The sequence below is a fragment of the uncultured Mailhella sp. genome (genome assembly GCF_947631555.1).
GTDB lineage: Bacteria > Desulfobacterota > Desulfovibrionia > Desulfovibrionales > Desulfovibrionaceae > Mailhella.
On sequence record NZ_CANRLT010000054.1, the window covers coordinates 1 to 17,153 of the forward strand.

Below are 17,153 nucleotides of genomic sequence, written 5' to 3' on the forward strand. Positions count from 1 at the left end.
CTCTGGCGTTGTTTCAGCGATTTCGCGTTAACGGCAAGATCGAAGAACTTTTATCATTATTAAAGTGATACTCTCAAATTCCGGCCCGTGCCGCCCTGAAAGCGGGGCCAAGAAGCCGCCGTCTGTCCGCTTGCCCGCCGGCTTACTCGCCTGCTTCCTCGCCTTCGTCCTCCCCTTCCTGCGCCTTGAGCTTCTCGGCGTACTTGAGTATCTCCTCAAGCTGAATGTCGCCGCAGAGCACACCCACGATCTCGTCGTTCTCATCGGCCACGGCCTGGGACACGGACAGGATGAGCGCCCCCGTGTACTGGGACTGGTACACGTCCGTCACGTGCATGACGCCGTCCTGCATGGCGGACTTGAACCAGGCGCGGTCGGAGTAGTCATAGCCGGGGTCGGGCAGATGGCCGTAGCGGGCGGCGTTGGCCTCGTCCGTGACCACGGCCTGCACAAGACGGCCCTGTGCGTCCGTGAGCGTGATGAACTGGATGAAGGGATGGTGGGAAGCAAATTCCCGCATGTGTTCGCACGGCTCCACACGGCCGCCGTACCCGCCGCAGGACGAAACCAGCTTCTCCATGACGCCGGAGGCCAGAGATCCGGCCATGCTCTTGATCTTCTGCAGCTCCGAGACAAAGAGTTCCGGCATGAAGCGCCGCACCAGCGCCAGCATTTCCTTGTTCGAGAAGGACGTGTTCCGGCCGCCCTCGTAGGCCTGCATGATGGCGCTGTAAATCTGCCCCACCGCCGGATGCTTCTTCGTGACCCTGCGGGATTCCTCAAGGTCGAGATGGCTGTTGATCCAGTAGGCCACGCCAGCCCTGCCGGACTTGTCCGTAATGATGATGGGCACGGGACGGCCGAGGATCTTGGCCGTGTCGAAAATATTGTAGATCTCCTCGTTCTTGGAAAGACCGTCCACATGAACCCCGGCGCTCGTGGCGTTGAAATCGCTGCCGACAAAGGGATAGTTCGGGGGAATGACGTACTCCAGCTCCCGGGCAAAGTACTCGGCGATTTCGGAAATCACCGTGGTGTCTGCGGCGTCGTCATCGCCGGTGAGGGAAATGTACTCCATGACCAGCGCTTCCACCGGCGTGTTGCCCGTGCGTTCGCCAAAGCCCAGCAGCGCGCCGTTCACCGCGGAACAGCCGTAGAGCCAGGCCGTGACGCCGTTGACGAGTACCTTGTGGAAATCGTTGTGTCCGTGCCATTCCAGCCATTGCCCGGGGACGCCTGCCTCGTCGATGAAGGCGCGCACGATGCCCTGCACCGAGCGGGGCAGCGCGGCTCCTGCGTAGGGGACGCCAAAGCCCATGGTGTCGCAGAGGCGGATCTTCACGGGCATGGCGGCCTTTCTGGACAGCTCCATGAGCCGCGCCGCAAAGGGCAGGCAGAAACCGTGGATGTCGGCGCGGGTGATGTCCTCAAAGTGGCAGCGGGGCACAATGCCCCAGTCCAGGGCGCGTTCCACAAGACGCAGGTAATCGTCCATGGCCTGCTGGCGGGTCTTGCCCAGCTTCAGATAGATGTGGTAGTCCGACACGCTGGTGAGCATGCCCACTTCATCAAACTCCATGTCTCTGGCCAGGCGCAGATCCTTTTCGTTGGCGCGTATCCAGCCCGTGACGCGGGGGAAGCGGTAGCCTCGGGCGCGGCAGGACTCGATGGCCTTGCGATCCTTGGCCGAATACATGAAAAATTCCGAAGCCTGGATGAGTCCGCTCTTGCCCCCCAGCTTGTGCAGCAGGTCGAAAATATGCGCGATCTGCTGCGAGGTGTACGGAGGCCGCGCCTGCTGGCCGTCGCGGAAGGTGGTGTCGGTAATGAAGCAGGTCTCCGCCGGGCGCGGGGCTATGATGGCGCCGTCGAATCCGATGCGCCCTATTCTGGAGTAGGGAAAGAGTTCCCGATACAGCTGAGGCTCGCTTCTCTCTTCCAGGTGCAGTCTGCGTTCAGGACTTTTCTTGTATAAAATCATCTTCCCTCCCATGGCGCTCATAACCTCCCGGCGGCATTTCCATACCGTTCCATGCCGCCCTGGCGCTCGTTGCCGAACCTTTTTCTCAGGAATTTCTCATGATATCCCCAACCTTGTGAAGAGTAAAGCCCGCCCCCGCCCGGCGCACCGGCAAGCCTGACCGCCAGGGTTTCCAGGAGGGAGGGGAAGGGGTAAAACCAGCCCCGTGCGGCCATCGGCAGGAACGGGAAGCCGGTCTCTGCGCAGCGTTCATGAGCCCCCCGGGCATCCCGCAGCTTATCCTGTCCTTTGCCTGCCGGTACACCATGCGCATCCCTCCTCCATGCGCCCAAACACCCTCCCCAAAGGCTCTCTGATACTCCCGGATGCTCCCTGAAGGCGGCGAAGCCTCTCGCTGCCTCGTCCCGCCCTGCTCCGAAGCCTTCCCGGGTGCGGCCGTCCGTTCTTTTTTCCCGTATTCCGAAAATTTTTCTCCTGTTCGCCGATTTCAGGCTGGAGCACTCTCCAATCTCTTGTTTTCCTTTTCTTTTTTCACCAGCTTCGGGAATTTTTGCCCGCCTGTGCCGCGCCCTCACCCGCCGCGGGCAGGATCGCTTCCGTGCGTTCCGTACTGCGGCAAAGGTTCACAAACTCTGCAAAATAGCTCACTTTTTTCTCACCCTGCCAAAAAAGTGCCGCTTGCCTGTGAACTGTGCCGAAAGGTATTGTGTTTATCATGAAAATAGGTTAGTTACGTTCTTACACATCATAAGCTGAAAATCCCGTTGGCGGAGGATCGGCGTCTAAGCGTGTTCCAGGGGTCGTGCTGTCTGAGTCCGGAGGTTTTCCCTGGCTCATCGGGTGGCAGGACGACAGACCCATAATTAACCATGTGGAGGTAAGGCAATGGCGAAACATGCAACCCCCCTGTTGGACCAGCTCGAATCCGGGCCCTGGCCCAGCTTTGTATCTGATATCAAGCAGCTTGCCGAAAGCAGAGCCAAAAACGCTCAGGGCTTGGATTATCAGATCCCCACTGACGCTCCCGAAGATCTGCTGGGCGTTATGGAACTCTCCTACGAAGACAAGGAAACCCACTGGAAGCACGGGGGCATCGTCGGCGTGTTCGGTTACGGCGGCGGCGTTATCGGCCGTTACTGCGACCAGCCCGAAAAATTCCCCGGCGTGGCGCATTTCCACACCGTCCGTGTGGCTCAGCCCTCCGGCAAGTTCTACAGCACCGAATACCTGCGCGGCATCTGCGACATCTGGGATCTGCGCGGCTCCGGCCTGACCAACATGCACGGCTCCACCGGCGACATGGTGCTCATCGGCACCCAGACGCCTCAGCTCGAGGAAATCTTCTACGAACTGACCCACAAAATGGACGTCGACCTCGGCGGTTCCGGCTCCAACCTGCGTACTCCCGCCGCCTGCATGGGCATGTCCCGCTGCGAATACGCCTGCTACAACACCCAGCTCGCCTGCTATCAGCTCACTCAGGACTATCAGGACGAACTGCACCGCCCCGCGTTCCCCTATAAGTTCAAGTTCAAGTTCGACGGCTGCCCGAACGGCTGCGTGGCTTCCATGGCCCGTTCCGACTTCTCCGTCATCGGCACCTGGAAGGACGACATCAAGATCGACCAGGACGCCGTGAAGGAATATGTGGCCGGCAACTTCGCCCCCAACGCCGGTGCCCACTCCGGCCGCGACTGGGGCAAGTTCGACCTCCAGAAGGAAGTCATCGACCTCTGCCCGACCCACTGCATGAGCTGGGACGGCAGCAAGCTCTCCATTGACACCAAGAACTGCGTGCGCTGCATGCACTGCATCAACACCATGCCCCGTGCCCTGCACGTCGGCGACGACCGCGGCGCGTCCATCCTCGTGGGCGCCAAGGCCCCCATCCTCGACGGCGCTCAGATGGGCTCCCTGCTCGTTCCCTTCATCCCCGCGGAAGAACCCTTCGACGAAATCAAGTCCGTCATCGAAAAGATCTGGGACTGGTGGATGGAAGAAGGCAAGAACCGCGAACGTGTTGGCGAAACCATCAAGCGTCTCTCCTTCCAGAAGCTGCTTGAAGTGACCGAACTCCCGGCCATTCCTCAGCACGTCATTGCCCCCCGCACCAACCCCTACATCCTCTTCAAGGAAGAGGAAGTGCCCGGCGGCTGGACCCGTGACATCGCTGCTTACCGTCAGCGTCACCTGCGCTAATCAGAGAGGAGAGCAAAAATGGCTTTTATTTCTTCCGGCTACAATCCTGCAAAACCCATGGAAGGTCGTATCTCCGATATCGGACCCCGCAAGTACGACTCCTTCTTCCCTGAGGTCATTGCCAAGAACTTCGGCAAGTGGCTGTACCACGAAATCCTGGAACCCGGCGTGCTCATGCATGTGGCCGAAAGCGGCGACAAGGTGTACACCGTCCGCTGCGGCGGCGCGCGTACCATGACCACCGTGCATATCCGCGAAATCTGCGAGATCGCCGACAAGTACTGCGGCGGCCACGTTCGCTGGACCACCCGTTCCAACGTGGAATTCATGGTGACCGACCTTGAGACCCTCAAGGCCCTCAAGGCTGACCTCGCTTCCCGCAAGTTCGCCGGCGGCTCCTACAAGTTCCCCATCGGCGGCACCGGCGCCGGCGTCACCAACATCATCCACACCCAGGGCTGGCTGCACTGCCACACCCCCGCCACCGACGCTTCCGGCCCGGTGAAGTCCCTGATGGACACCGTGTTCTCTGACTTCCAGAACCACCGTCTGCCCGCCCCCGTGCGCATCTCCCTGGCCTGCTGCCTCAACATGTGCGGCGCCGTGCACGTGTCCGACATCGGCATCGTGGGCATCCACCGCAAGCCCCCGATGATCGACCAGGAATGGGTTGATCAGCTCTGCGAAATCCCCCTGGCCGTCGCCGCCTGCCCCGTGGCCGCCGTGCGTCCCACCAAGGAAGACTTCAACGGCAAGAAGATCAACAGCGTCGCCATCAAGCAGGAACGCTGCATGTACTGCGGCAACTGCTACACCATGTGCCCCGCCCTGCCCATCTCTGACGGTGAAGGCGACGGCGTGATCATCATGGTCGGCGGCAAGATCTCCAACCGTATCAGCCGTCCCAAGTTCTCCAAGGTCGTTGTTTCCTACATCGAAAACGAACCGCCCCGCTGGCCCACGCTGTGCGCTACCGTGAAGCGCATCCTCGACGTCTACGCCGAGAACGCTCACAAGTACGAACGCCTGGGTGACTGGGCCGAACGTATCGGCTGGGAAAAGTTCTTTGAACTCACCGATCTGGAATTCACTCCCCAGCTCATCGACGACTTCCGTGAACAGGCCTACTTCAGCTGGCGTCAGTCCACCCAGTTCAAGTTCTCCGAACTGGCCGCCGAAGCCTACAAGGGCGCCGAAGCTCACGCCGAAGCCGCCAACGCCGGCGTTACCGAAGAAGACAAGGCCACGGTGTACAACTGGCTCGTTGAAAAGACTAACAAGCCCGGCGCCAAGACCAAGTTCTACTTCAACCAGTTCCTCGAACTGTTCCCCGGCGCCAGCCCCCGCAAGGTCAAGAACGTCCTCACCGCTCTGGTGGACGATGAAAAGGTGGCGTACTGGTCCTCCGGTTCCACCACCATGTATGGCCTGAAGGGCGCCGGCAAGCAGGGCGCTACCGAAGAAGGCAAGTAATCCTGCCTGAGATGGAGGCTTTTACGCCCGCCATCCTGCCTTACTGATTCCCCGGGGGAAGGCCGTACGCGGTCTTCCCCCTCTTTCTTCCCGGGAAACGCCTTCTGACCTCCACGAACGTCACCGTCCCCACGGCGCGGAAACCTGCCATGAAGCAGCCAAGACTCGTCATTTCAGGGCTTTCCGGCGGCAGCGGCAAGACGCTGGTCTCCCTCGGGCTTGCCCGCCTGTTCAGCCGCCGGCAAGTTCCGGTTCAGCCCTGCAAGAAGGGTCCGGACTACATTGATTACGCCTGGCTCGCTCTGGCTGCACGGCGGCCTTCCGTCTGTCTCGACCCGTATTTTCTCAACGACGCTGCGCTCCTTGCGCACTTCTGCCGCATCTCTCTGCGCCGCCCTGCCGCGCTTTCACTCATTGAGGGCAACCGCGGACTTTTCGACGGCCGCGACATAAGCGGCTCCTGCTCCACGGCCCATGTGGCCCGCCTGCTGAGAGCGCCCGTTCTCCTGACCCTGAACTGCGCCAAGATGACGCGCACGGCCGCCGCCCTTGTCAACGGACTGTGTGCCTTTGAACCCGGCGTACGTCTTTCCGGCGTCCTGCTGAACAACGTGGCCGGCGAACGCCACGCCGCCATGCTGCGCCAGGCCATCGAAGAATATACGGACGTTCCGGTTCTGGGGATACTGCCCCGGCTGCGGGAAAATCCTCTGCCCGAACGCCACATGGGTCTGGCGCTGGGCCGAAGCGACGGCAGCGTGGAAGCGCGTCTTGACCGCCTGGCGGATCTGCTTGCCGGACATGCTGACAGTGAAGCCCTTCTCGCCCTGGCCCGCTCCGCGCCCGACCTGAACGCACCGGCAGAAGACTCGCCTCCGCCCCGCCCGGCAAAGGGTCCGCGCATCGGCTATGTGCTGGATGACGCGCTCTGGTTCTACTACGAAGAAAATCTGGACGCCCTGCGGGACGCCGGAGCGGAACTTGTGCCGCTGAGTCTCCTTGACCCCGCTCCCTGGCCGCCTCTGGACGCGCTCTACCTCGGCGGCGGCTATCCCGAACTCTTTGCGGACGCCATCAGCCGTTCGCCCCATCTGGAGACCATACGCCGGCTCTCGCTGGACTCCCGGCCCGTGTATGCGGAATGCGGCGGCTTCATGGTACTCTGCCGCGCCCTGCAGCTGGAGGGCGGCCCGCGCCGCATGGCCGGACTGTTCCCGCTGGATACGCGCTTCTTTCCCCGTCCGCAGGGACTCGGCTACGTTACGGCGCGCACCCTGAAAGACACGCCCTTCCATCCCGCGGGCAGCGTGTGGAACGGGCATGAATTCCACTACTGCCGCTGCGAAGGGGTGGAATCCGTGCCCGATTTCTGCCTGGAACTCACCCCGGGCACGGGCATGTGCGCCCGCGGGGGCAGGCACTTCGACGGGCTGCTCACGCGCCGCACCTTTGCCTGCTGGACGCACCTCTTCGCGCCCGCCGTGCCCCACTGGGCGCAGAACTTCGTGGAAGCCGCGCGCCGCTGACCGGCCGCCTCGGGACGGATTCTTCCTCTATCCGCTGAATGCTGTCCCGAACGCCCTGCTGCCGGACGGTGTCACACCGTCACTGGCTGAGTGCGCTTTCCCGCACCGAAGAGCCTTCCGACAGCTTCTTCTGCACCGCCCGGCTGTCCGGCTGCTGCGTGACCGTGGTCTGGCCCTGCAAAAATTCCGCGGCGGGCGTCTCGGCCAGCACTCCGGCGGAAGCGTCCTTTGTCACCGTCACCTTGCCGTAAACGTGGTCGCGCACGAGGAGCACCGCGGGTTCCAGCACCGGTGCGTCGGTTCTGGTAATCACCAGAAAATACTCACGGTAGCGCCGCGGCGTGTCCACAAAGCTCACACGGCAGGAGACAAGCCAGTCGTCCCGGCCGTCGCCGTTCCAGTCCGCAAGGGCTGTGAGCGCCAGTTCCACCAGGCTCAGCCCCTGCTCGATGACGGCGCGGTTGCCTTGCGCACGCACTTTGGCTTCACTTGTGAGCATGGCGCGGAAGGTCCGGGGCATGGCAACACGGCTGCCCGGGAAGCGGAAGGCCGGAGACAGGCGATCCACAAGCTGCGCTCCGGCGTCCTTCGGGGGAAAGGAAAGCAGCGGGGAATACCAGTCGCCCTGAGCATCCACAAGACCGCGTTCCAGCATCGCCGGACGCATGGCCCGAGACATGGTCACAAACTGCGCGCCGTCCAGAGCGTTCACCAGACGGGCGCCCTGCGGCGCACAGGCCGAGAGCATCCCGCACAAAACCGCCGCAATAAAAAGCGCTTTCATGACTTCTTCACCCCACAGCGCGGGCAGCGATCCCGCATCTCGCAGGCGGCGCAGTCCGGTTTGCGCGCGCCGCACACATCCCGCCCGAACCAGACCAGGCGGTGATTCACATCTCCCCACTCCTCGCGGGGAAAGAGTTCCATCAGTTCCGGCTCAATCTTCACGGGATCCACATTTTTCGTCAGACCAAGGCGGAAGGAAAGTCGCTTGACGTGCGTGTCCACCGCAATGCCCTGATTCAGGCCGAAGCCTCCCCACAGCACCACGTTGGCGGTCTTGCGCGCCACGCCGGGCAGCGTGATCAACTCCTCGAGGCTGCGGGGCAGCTCTCCGCCGTAGACTTCCGTCACCCGCCGTGCCGCGCCGATCAGGTTCCTGGCCTTGCTGTGGTAAAAGCCCGTGGGACGGATGACGGACTCCAGTTCTTCCAGATCGGCACCGGCCAGTTCCGCGGGACCGGGCCAGCGCCGGAACAGTTCCGGTGTGACCGTGTTCACCCGCGCATCGGTACACTGCGCCGCAAGAACCGTTGCCGCCAGGAGCTGCCAGGGCGTCTGATGCTCAAGCATGGTTTCCGGCTCCGGGTAACGGGCCTTCAGCCGCTCCAGTATGACCGCGGCCCACTCGGCCTTTTCCGCTTGCTTCATGCTCGTCTCCTTCCTGCCGCCGCGCCGGGACGGAACGGGCGGCCACGTCCTTTTTGCCACAAGACACCCGCTAGAGCAAGAAAAGCCCTCACGCTCCGGCGCTTGCCAAAGACGGCCCCCTGCCGCTACACTGGTGGCAGGGGCGCCGTCCCGCCGCGACTTCAACCACATGGAGCTTGTATGATCCACCTTTCCGGTTCCCTTGCCTTCGACAGAATCATGACGTTCCCCGGCCATTTTGAAGACCATATCCTTCCGGAAAAACTGCATTTTCTCAACGTCTGCTTCCCCATCGACCACGTTGAGGAAAAATTTGGCGGCACGGCGGGCAACATCGCCTACACGCTCTCGCTGCTGAACGAGCCTTCCGCCATCTATACCACTGTCGGGCGCGACTTCGCCGAATACGCGCAGCAGCTTGAGGCCCGCGGAGTGGATATGCGCGGCGTCCGCGTTGAGAAGAACGAATTTACGGCCTGCGCCTACATCACCACGGATCAGGCGGGCAACCAGATCACCGGCTTCAGCCCGGCCGCCATGAACATCCCCGCCTTTCCCGAAAAAACGCCCCGGCTCCAGGCGGGCGACTGGGCGCTCATCGGACCCGGCAACGTGGAAGACATGGTCAGACTCGCCGCCTTTTACCGCGAACACCGCACGCCCTACGTCTTCGACCCGGGCCAGCAGATTACCAGCATGACGCCCGAACAGCTCGTCTCCGGTCTCAGCGGCGCGGACGTGCTCATCGGCAACGACTACGAAATCGGCCTCATCGGCAAGATGACGGGGCTTGACCATGAGACGCTCCTGGAGCGCGTCAAAAACCTGATCATCACCTTCGGTTCCAAAGGCTCCAGCGTTCTGCAGAAGGACAGCCGCCCCCACGCCATCCCCGCCGTCACTCCGGCAGAAGTGGCCGACCCCACCGGTGCGGGTGATTCCTACCGCTCCGGCCTGCTCAAGGGCCTGCACAAGGGCATGGGCGTCGCCTTCTCCGCACGCCTGGGGGCCGTGTCTTCCAGCTTCTGCGTGGAAAAATACGGCACCCAGATCCATTCCTTTGACGCCGTCGCCTTCCGCGCCCGCTACGAAGCGGCCTTCGGCCCCATGCCGGTACTGGACTAAGCCAGGGGTTTTGCCCCGCGCAGGCTCTCCTTCCCGCCCGCACCGCTCAGGAGTTCCCCATGTCTCTGAAACAGCGTCTCGGTTTTAAAGAAGACCCTCTCTATGTGATGGACGGCAACGCCTTCCTGTTCCGGGGCTACTTCGCCAATTCCAGCATGTCGCGTTCCGACGGTTTCCCCACCGGCGCGCTGTTCATCGTGGGCCGCGTTCTGCTCAAGCTCCTGCGCGAGGAACACCCCCGGCATTTCGCTTTCGTCCTCGACGGGCACGGCAGGCACTTCCGCCACGATATCTTCCCCGACTACAAGGCCAACCGCCCCACGCCGCCCGAAGAACTGCTCGCGCAGGTCGATCCGCTCAAGCGCATGGTGCAGGCCCTGGGCATGAAGGTCATCGTCTCGGAGGGCTGCGAGGCCGATGACTGCATCGCCAGTCTGGCCAGGAGCCAGCGGGAAAGCCGCCCCGTGGTCATCATCGGCGTGGACAAGGATCTGCGGCAATGCCTCGCCCCGGGCGTGGTCATGTGGGATCCGTCCAGCCGCGAAGAGAAGCTCATCACGCTGGAATCCTTCCGGGAGGAAACCGGACTTGAACCCGGACAGTGGCCCGACGTGCAGGCCCTCATCGGCGACAGTTCCGACAACGTGCCCGGCGTCAGGGGCATAGGCGAAAAGACCGCGGAAAAGCTCTTCCGCAGCTTCCGGGATCTGGAAGACGTACGCGACCGCCTGGGCGAAGTGCCCCCGCCCATCCGCAAGAAGCTGGAAGGCAGCGTGGACGCCATGTTCGTCTACCGCGAACTCACCCGCCTGCACACCAACTGCTGCTCCGTCCCCCTGGATCAGCTTGCCGTGGAGCCGCTGTCCAGCCAGGCGGCCCGCACCTTCCTGCGCGAATTCGAAATGTTCTCGCTGCTGCGCGAACTCGAGAGCCTCATCCGGCAGAACCTCGTCTCCCTCGCTGACACGCCGGAACAGGCGGCCGCCCCCGCCGCCAGGGCCGATGTCCAGCTTTCACTGTTCGACGCCGTGGCCGCCCCGCACACGCCGGATACGGCGCAGCACGTCTCCGACCTGCCCGACTGCCGCGGCCGCGTGGTGGCCCTCACGCCCGAACCCGTACTGCGCCGCACCCAGGCCCCCGGTCTGCGCATCGCCGTGGAAGCGGCTGGAGAGAAGAACGCCGCACGGGAATTTTCCTGGAACGGTCCGGTTTCCGAACTCGCGGCCTGGGCGGAAGGGGCCGCCCTTGTGGTGCTTCCCGACTTGAAGCAGCTCCTGCACAGCGATCCCGCGTGGAGGGCGCTGGACCCGAAACGCTGCTTCGACCTCGGACTTGCGGCCTACCTGCTGGCCCCTGAAGACAGGGACTACGGCTGGCCCAGCCTTTCCGCCCGCTGCGCCGGCGAGCACGGCCTGCCTGCGGATCAACCCGCACTTCTGGCGCTCACCCTGCTGCGGGACATGAAGGGACGCCTCGAACACCACGGCCTGCTGGCCCTGCTGCAGAACATGGAAATGCCGCTCATTCCCGTCCTCGCCGGCATGGAAGACGCCGGCGTCACCATAGACCGCGCGGCGCTGAAGGCCTTCCTCGATGAAGTGCAGGCCGAACTGGACAGCCTCACCGCCCGGATCTACGAAGCGGCCGGGGGGACGTTCAACATCCGTTCCGCACAGCAGATCGGCGACGTCCTCTTCCGCAGGCTCGGACTGGCCGCCGCCAAGTCCACCAGCGGAGGGCAGGCCTCCACCTCGCAGGCCGTGCTGGAAAAGCTCTCCGGCCAGCACCCCGTGGTGGACGCCCTGCTGAAATACCGCAAGATGGAAAAGATGCGCTCCACCTATCTGGAGCCGCTGCCGCGCCTGGCCGGGCCGGATGGCCGCATCCACACCACCTTCAACCAGACCGCCACGGCCACGGGCCGCCTGTCGTCCAGCAATCCCAACCTCCAGAACATCCCTGTGCGCGGCGAACTCGGCAAGAGAATGCGCGCCTGCTTCACGGCGGGGCCGGGCAAGCGCCTCGTCTCCGCGGACTATTCGCAGGTGGAACTGCGCGTGCTGGCACACTATTCGCAGGATCCCACGCTGCTTTCGGCCTTCCGCAGCGGCGAAGACATCCACACCCGCACGGCGGCCCTGCTGCACGACGTGGATCCCTCAGAGATCGGCCCGGACGAACGCCGCCGCGCCAAGACCATCAATTTCGGGCTTATCTACGGCATGGGTCCGCAAAAGCTGTCCCAGGATCTCGGCATTTCCGCCAGGGAAGCGCGCGTGTTCATCGAACGCTACTTCACCCGCTTCGCCCGCATCAGGGAATTCTTCGACGGCGTGGAAAAGAGCGCCCGCGCAAACGGCTTCGTGACCACGCTTTCCGGCCGCCGCCGCCCCCTGCCGGGCCTGCTCTCCCAGAACGGACAGGCCCGCGCCCTTGCCGAACGCCAGGCCGTGAACACGCTCATCCAGGGCTCGGCCGCCGACCTCATCAAGCTGGCCATGCTGGCCGTCTTCCACGACAGCGAACTTCGCGGCATGGGCGCCCGTCTGCTGCTCCAGATCCACGACGAACTCATTGTGGAAGTGCCGGAAGAACACGCGGAGCAGGCCGCCGCCCGCGTGTCCCTGCTCATGACCGACACGGAGGCCTGGAACATCCATCTGCATGTGCCCCTTGTGGCCGACGCCGGTATCGGCTCCAACTGGGGCGAAGCGCACTGAAGCGCCTCTTTGCACGGCGCCGGGGCAGCCCGGCCTTTTCGGGGACAGCATGGCACTCCTTTCCATCCAGAACGCGGAACTCACGCTGGGCAGCCAGCGGCTGCTGGATCGCACGGAACTCTTTGTGGAGCAGGGCGACAGGCTCTGCATCGTGGGCCGCAACGGGGCCGGGAAGTCCTCGCTGCTCTCGGTGCTGGCGGGCCGCCTCCCCCTGGACGCGGGCGAACGCCACGCCGAACCGGGCATCCGCATCGGCTACGTTCAGCAGTCCGTGCCCGAACAGTGGAAAGGCCCGGTGTTCAGCGTCACGGCAGACGCCCTTGGCGAAGAAGGCCGGCTCCTGGCCGCCGCCCACCTCATCGCCTCAGACCGCAGGGACATGCTCGCACCCGACCTGGCCCGCCAGGCCGACAGCATCATGGCCCGGGGCGAAGTCTGGGAACGGCACGGCGAAGTGCTGGGTGTCATCCACAGCCTCGGCCTGCCGCCGGAGGCCGACTTTTCCGCACTCTCCGGCGGGACAAAGCGGCGCGTGGCTCTGGCGCGGGCACTCATCGCCTCGGATCTGCTGCTCCTCGACGAACCGACCAACCATCTGGACATCAGCACCATCCGCTGGCTGGAAGAATACCTGGCGCGGCAGTCGCGCACGCTGGTCTTTATCAGCCACGACCGGGCCTTTGTCCGCCGCCTGGCAGCGCGCATCGCGGAGCTGGACCGCGCAAGGCTCTACTGCTATGCCTGCGGCTTCGACACCTACCTGGAACGGCGCGAAGAACGCCTGCACGCCGAAGACATGCAGAACGCCGTCTTCGACAAGAAGCTGGCGCAGGAAGAAGTCTGGATACGGCAGGGCATCAGGGCGCGCCGGACAAGGAACATGGGACGGGTGCGCGAACTCGTCCGTATGCGCGCAGAGCGGGCCGAACGCCGGGCACGTCCGGGCACGGCTGTCCTCGCCGCGCAGGAGGCCGAACGCTCGGGCAAGCTGGTGGCGGAAATGAAGGACGTCTCCTTCGTCTGGCCGGACGGCTACCGCGTTTTTGAACACGCCTCGCTTACCATACAGCGCGGGGACAAGATCGGTCTCATCGGGGACAACGGCGCGGGCAAGACCACCTTTCTGCGCGTCCTCCTCGGTCAGTTCGCCCCCACCTCCGGCAGTGTGCGCCTGGGCACGAATCTTGAAATCGCCTATTTCGACCAGCTCCGCGACACGCTGGACGATGCGAAAAGCGTCATGGACAACGTGGCCAAAGGCAGCGACCGCGTGACCGTAAACGGCGAATCCCGCCATGTGGCCAGCTACCTTCGGGATTTCCTCTTCGAACCGGATCGCCTGCGCACTCCCGCAGGACTGCTCTCCGGCGGCGAACGCAGCCGCCTGCTCCTTGCGCGGCTGTTCACCCGCCCTTCCAATCTCCTCGTGCTGGACGAACCCACCAACGATCTGGACACGGAAACCCTGGAACTTCTGGAAGAACTGCTGGCTTCCTACAAGGGCACGGTTCTTGTGGTCAGCCACGACCGCGCCTTTCTCGACGAACTGGTGACGGGAACCATCGCCCTTGAAGGGGACGGCCTTGTCCGCGACTATGTGGGCGGCTACAGCGACTGGCTGCGCCAGCGCCAGCCCGGACACGAAGCCGGAAAAAGCGCGGACGCCAGGGCCGCATGGAAGGCCGCGGCCCCCAGAAAGCGCCGCCTGAGCTACAAGGAGCAGCGGGAGCGCGAAGCCCTTCTCAGGGAACGGGACGAGCTGCCCGCCCGCCTGGACGCGCTGGAGCGGGAACAGAAGGCGCTGGAAGCAGCCCTCGGCGACCCCGACCTGTTCAGCCGCGACCCCGAAGGCTTCAAAAAGGACGCCGCCCGCCTTGAAGCGGTGGAAGAGGAACAGCTCGCCCTGCTCGAACGCAGCGACGCCATCGACGCCCGCCTCAAGGAACTGGAGCTGCCTGAGGATTAGCCCGCATCCACGGGGACGAAGCGGAAGTTCTCCACGTCAAAGAGCCCCCGCGCCGTGAGCTTGAGCGACGCGATCACCGGCAGGGCAAGGAAGCTCAAAGTCATGAAGGCGTCCGCCCCTTCCCAGATGTGGTAGTGGGACGCGGCCAGCTTGAGGAGCTTGTCCAGCTTCGCCGCCGTCTCCTCCGCCGGACGGTCGGTCATAAGCCCGCCCAGCGGCAGGGGCAGGGAGGCCAGGCACTCTCCGCCGGACACCATCACGATGCCTCCGCCCAGGCGCTCCACCTCCCGCACCGCCGCCAGCATGTCAGCATCGGAATCGCCGGCCACAACGATATTGTGCGAATCGTGGGCAATGGTGGTGGCGATGGCCCCGCCGCGCAGCCCGTAGCGGCCGTCCAGCAGCCCCACGCCGATTTTGCCCGTGGCGTGGTGGCGCTCCAGCACCGCCAGCTTCAGCAGTCCGGGATTGCGGGCAAGATCCACCTCGCCGCGCTCATCCACGGCCACGCCGCGGATCAGGGCGTCGGTCACAAGAGAATGCGCCCGCAGACCTATGACGCGGGCCTTTCCCGAAGGCGCGGCCACGGCAAAGGGGCGTTCCGGCAGCGGCGCCAGACGGACGCTGGAGCGCAGGACGCCGGAATCCCCGGCGGGCAGTCCGCGCAGCATACGGCCATCCCGGGCGACCAGTTCGCCCCCGGCCCAGCAGCAGCGCACGCGAAAATCCTTGAGGTCATCCACCAGCACCATGTCGGCGCGGCGCCCGGGGGCCAGCCCGCCGCGGTCGCGCAGGCCGTAGCACTCCGCGGCGTTGAGCGTGGCCATGCGCACCGCTTCCACCGCATCCACGCCCGCGGCCACCGCCATGCGCAGGTGGCGCACCATGTGCCCGCGCTCCAGAATGTCCGAAATCTGGCTGTCGTCCGTGCAGAACAGGCAGCGGCGCATGTTCTGCGGGCTCAGCCCGGGCAGGAGACGGAGGAGATCGCGCGAGGCCGAACCTTCCCGAAGCAGGACGTACATGCCCCGCGCCACGCGCTCCTGAAGCTCTTCCGGCGTGGTGCATTCGTGGTCGGTCTGCACGCCCAGCGCGGCATAGGCGTCCAGAGCGCTCCCCGCGAGGAAGGGCGCGTGCCCGTCCACCACCTTTCCGGCGGCGCGTGCGGCGTCCAGCTTGGCCATGAGGTCGGCGTCCCCGCCCAGCACTCCGGGCACATTCATGACTTCCGCAAGGCCGCCCACCCGCGGATCCGCCATGAGCGGCCGCAGGGCTTCGGCGTTCAGGCAGGCCCCGGCATCCTCCACCGGCAGGGCGGGAACGCAGGATGAGAGCATGATGCGCACGTCCAGAGGCAGATCGCGGGAGGCTTCAAGCATGTAGAGAATCCCGGCCACGCCCTTGACGTTGGCGATTTCGTGCGGGTCGGCGATCACCGTTGTCGTGCCGGAGGGCAGCACGGCCTCGGCAAAGCGCGCCGGGCAGAGCAGGGAGGACTCGATGTGGACATGGCCGTCGATGAGTCCGGGGATCAGGAAACCGCCCTGCCCGTCCACCGTTTCCCGCGCCGTGAGCGGCCCGAAGCCCAGAATGCGGCCGCAGCCCGCATAGATGCGGCCTTCCCGAATCCTGCCGCCGAACACGTCCACAAGGCGCACGTTGTCCACGCACAGTTCCGCAGGGCGGCGGCCCGTCGCCATCTCGAAAAATTCTCTGTCCATGCTCACTCCTTCACCGCGTTTCCGCAGTGTCCATGCGAGGGAAAGGCGTTCTGCCAACTATTGCTGCCGTTTTCGAAGCCATTCAATAGCTTGTTTATTTCCCTGCTCTGCCGCTTGCCGAAGCCATTCTGCAGCTTCTATATGCCCCTGTGCGGCAGCCGTTCCGTACCATTTGACAGCGTTGGTTTTATTTTTGTGAACGCCGTGACCCAGTTCATACAATTTGCCCAAAGCATATTGTGCTGACGCATTCCCTCCTTCTGCAGCCTGCTGAAGCCATTCGATAGCTTTTTCATGCCCTTGTTCAGCTGCCTTTATATACCATTCTACGGCTTTAGTATAATCTCTAGGGACACCGCGACCCTTTACATACAGCAGACCCAAATTAAATTGCGCTGAAGCATTTCCTCCTCCTGCTGTCTGTTTAAGCCATTCGATAGCTTTTTCATGCCCCAGAGCTGCCGCCTGACTGTACCACTCCAAAGCCTTGGTATTGTCTTTGAAGACTCCTCGACCATTTTCATACATCAAACCTAAACTATATTGTGCAGAGACATTCCCGCTTCCTGCCGCCCGCCGGAGCCATTTTATAGCTTTTTTATACCCCTGAGCTGCCGCCTGACTGTGCCATTCCAAAGCCTTGGCATCGTCTTTGGAGACACCTCGACCACATTCATACATTAAGCCCAATGTATATTGTGCTGACGTATTCCCTTTTTCTGCCTCCTTTTGGATGCCTTCGACAACTCTTTTATCCCCTTTTTCAGTCGCCTGCCAAAACCAATCGATAGCTTTTTCATGTCCCTGCCAGGCCGCCTGACTGTACCATTCCAAAGCATGGGCATCGTCTTTGGAGACCCCTCGGCCATATTCATACATCAAGCCCAATGTATATTGTGCTGACACATTTCCTTTTTCAGCCGCCTGTTTGAGCCATTCAATAGCTTTTCCATATCCATGCTCAGCCGCCCGCCTGTACCATTCTAAAGCCTCGGTATCGTCTTTGGA

11 protein-coding genes and 1 pseudogene are annotated in these 17,153 nt (G+C 63.4%); 7 read left to right on the forward strand and 5 right to left on the reverse strand.

What is annotated here, in order from left to right:
- Window positions 1-142: 142 nt before the first annotated feature.
- Window positions 143-1,981, reverse strand: a complete 1,839-nt coding sequence (locus Q0Z94_RS08085) for a cache domain-containing protein (protein ID WP_298068566.1) — start codon at window positions 1,979-1,981, stop codon at window positions 143-145.
- Window positions 1,982-2,866: 885 nt separating this feature from the next.
- On the opposite strand from Q0Z94_RS08085, the gene dsrA reads away from it, so the two are divergent.
- The 4 genes and pseudogenes from dsrA (at window position 2,867) to Q0Z94_RS08105 (ending at window position 7,179) form a co-directional block, all read left to right on the forward strand.
- Entirely contained in the window at window positions 2,867-4,180 is a 1,314-nt protein-coding gene (gene dsrA, locus Q0Z94_RS08090) for a dissimilatory-type sulfite reductase subunit alpha (protein WP_298068569.1), read from the forward strand.
- A gap of 18 nt (window positions 4,181-4,198) precedes the next feature.
- Window positions 4,199-5,341, forward strand: a pseudogene (gene dsrB, locus Q0Z94_RS08095) (dissimilatory-type sulfite reductase subunit beta); the annotation flags it as partial.
- Between the two features lie 87 nt (window positions 5,342-5,428).
- On the forward strand, window positions 5,429-5,653 hold the full coding sequence (locus Q0Z94_RS08100; protein ID WP_298068590.1) for a dissimilatory sulfite reductase D family protein: 225 nt from the start codon (window positions 5,429-5,431) through the stop codon (window positions 5,651-5,653).
- 149 nt (window positions 5,654-5,802) lie between these two features.
- Window positions 5,803-7,179 carry a cobyrinate a,c-diamide synthase gene (locus tag Q0Z94_RS08105; protein ID WP_298068571.1) on the forward strand — a complete coding sequence of 459 codons (1,377 nt, stop codon included), beginning with the start codon at window positions 5,803-5,805 and terminating at the stop codon, window positions 7,177-7,179.
- Window positions 7,180-7,258: 79 nt separating this feature from the next.
- Here Q0Z94_RS08105 and Q0Z94_RS08110 read toward each other — a convergent pair whose 3' ends face one another.
- Both Q0Z94_RS08110 and nth read right to left on the reverse strand, forming a co-directional pair.
- Entirely contained in the window at window positions 7,259-7,963 is a 705-nt protein-coding gene (locus Q0Z94_RS08110; protein WP_298068574.1) for a hypothetical protein, read from the reverse strand.
- On the reverse strand, window positions 7,960-8,610 hold the full coding sequence (gene nth, locus Q0Z94_RS08115) for an endonuclease III (protein WP_298068576.1): 651 nt from the start codon (window positions 8,608-8,610) through the stop codon (window positions 7,960-7,962). Before nth ends, Q0Z94_RS08110 begins: the two co-directional genes overlap by 4 nt.
- A gap of 180 nt (window positions 8,611-8,790) precedes the next feature.
- Here nth and Q0Z94_RS08120 point away from each other — a divergent pair, with 180 nt between their 5' ends.
- The 3 genes from Q0Z94_RS08120 to Q0Z94_RS08130 are packed head-to-tail and all read left to right on the forward strand — an operon-like array spanning window position 8,791 to window position 14,424.
- Window positions 8,791-9,735: a carbohydrate kinase family protein gene (locus Q0Z94_RS08120; protein ID WP_298068578.1), complete on the forward strand. Its 945-nt coding sequence runs from the start codon at window positions 8,791-8,793 to the stop codon at window positions 9,733-9,735.
- Between the two features lie 59 nt (window positions 9,736-9,794).
- Window positions 9,795-12,458, forward strand: a complete 2,664-nt coding sequence (gene polA, locus Q0Z94_RS08125; protein ID WP_298068581.1) for a DNA polymerase I — start codon at window positions 9,795-9,797, stop codon at window positions 12,456-12,458.
- Window positions 12,459-12,507: 49 nt separating this feature from the next.
- Complete coding sequence (locus Q0Z94_RS08130) at window positions 12,508-14,424, forward strand: ATP-binding cassette domain-containing protein (RefSeq protein WP_298068583.1); 1,917 nt, start codon at window positions 12,508-12,510, stop codon at window positions 14,422-14,424.
- Here Q0Z94_RS08130 and ade read toward each other — a convergent pair.
- Both ade and Q0Z94_RS08140 read right to left on the reverse strand, forming a co-directional pair.
- Window positions 14,421-16,145 carry an adenine deaminase gene (gene ade, locus Q0Z94_RS08135; RefSeq protein WP_298068585.1) on the reverse strand — a complete coding sequence of 575 codons (1,725 nt, stop codon included), beginning with the start codon at window positions 16,143-16,145 and terminating at the stop codon, window positions 14,421-14,423. The genes Q0Z94_RS08130 and ade overlap by 4 nt on opposite strands.
- Before the next feature lie 57 nt (window positions 16,146-16,202).
- On the reverse strand, window positions 16,203-17,153 hold a 951-nt coding region (locus tag Q0Z94_RS08140), incomplete at its 5' end, for a tetratricopeptide repeat protein (RefSeq protein WP_298068587.1).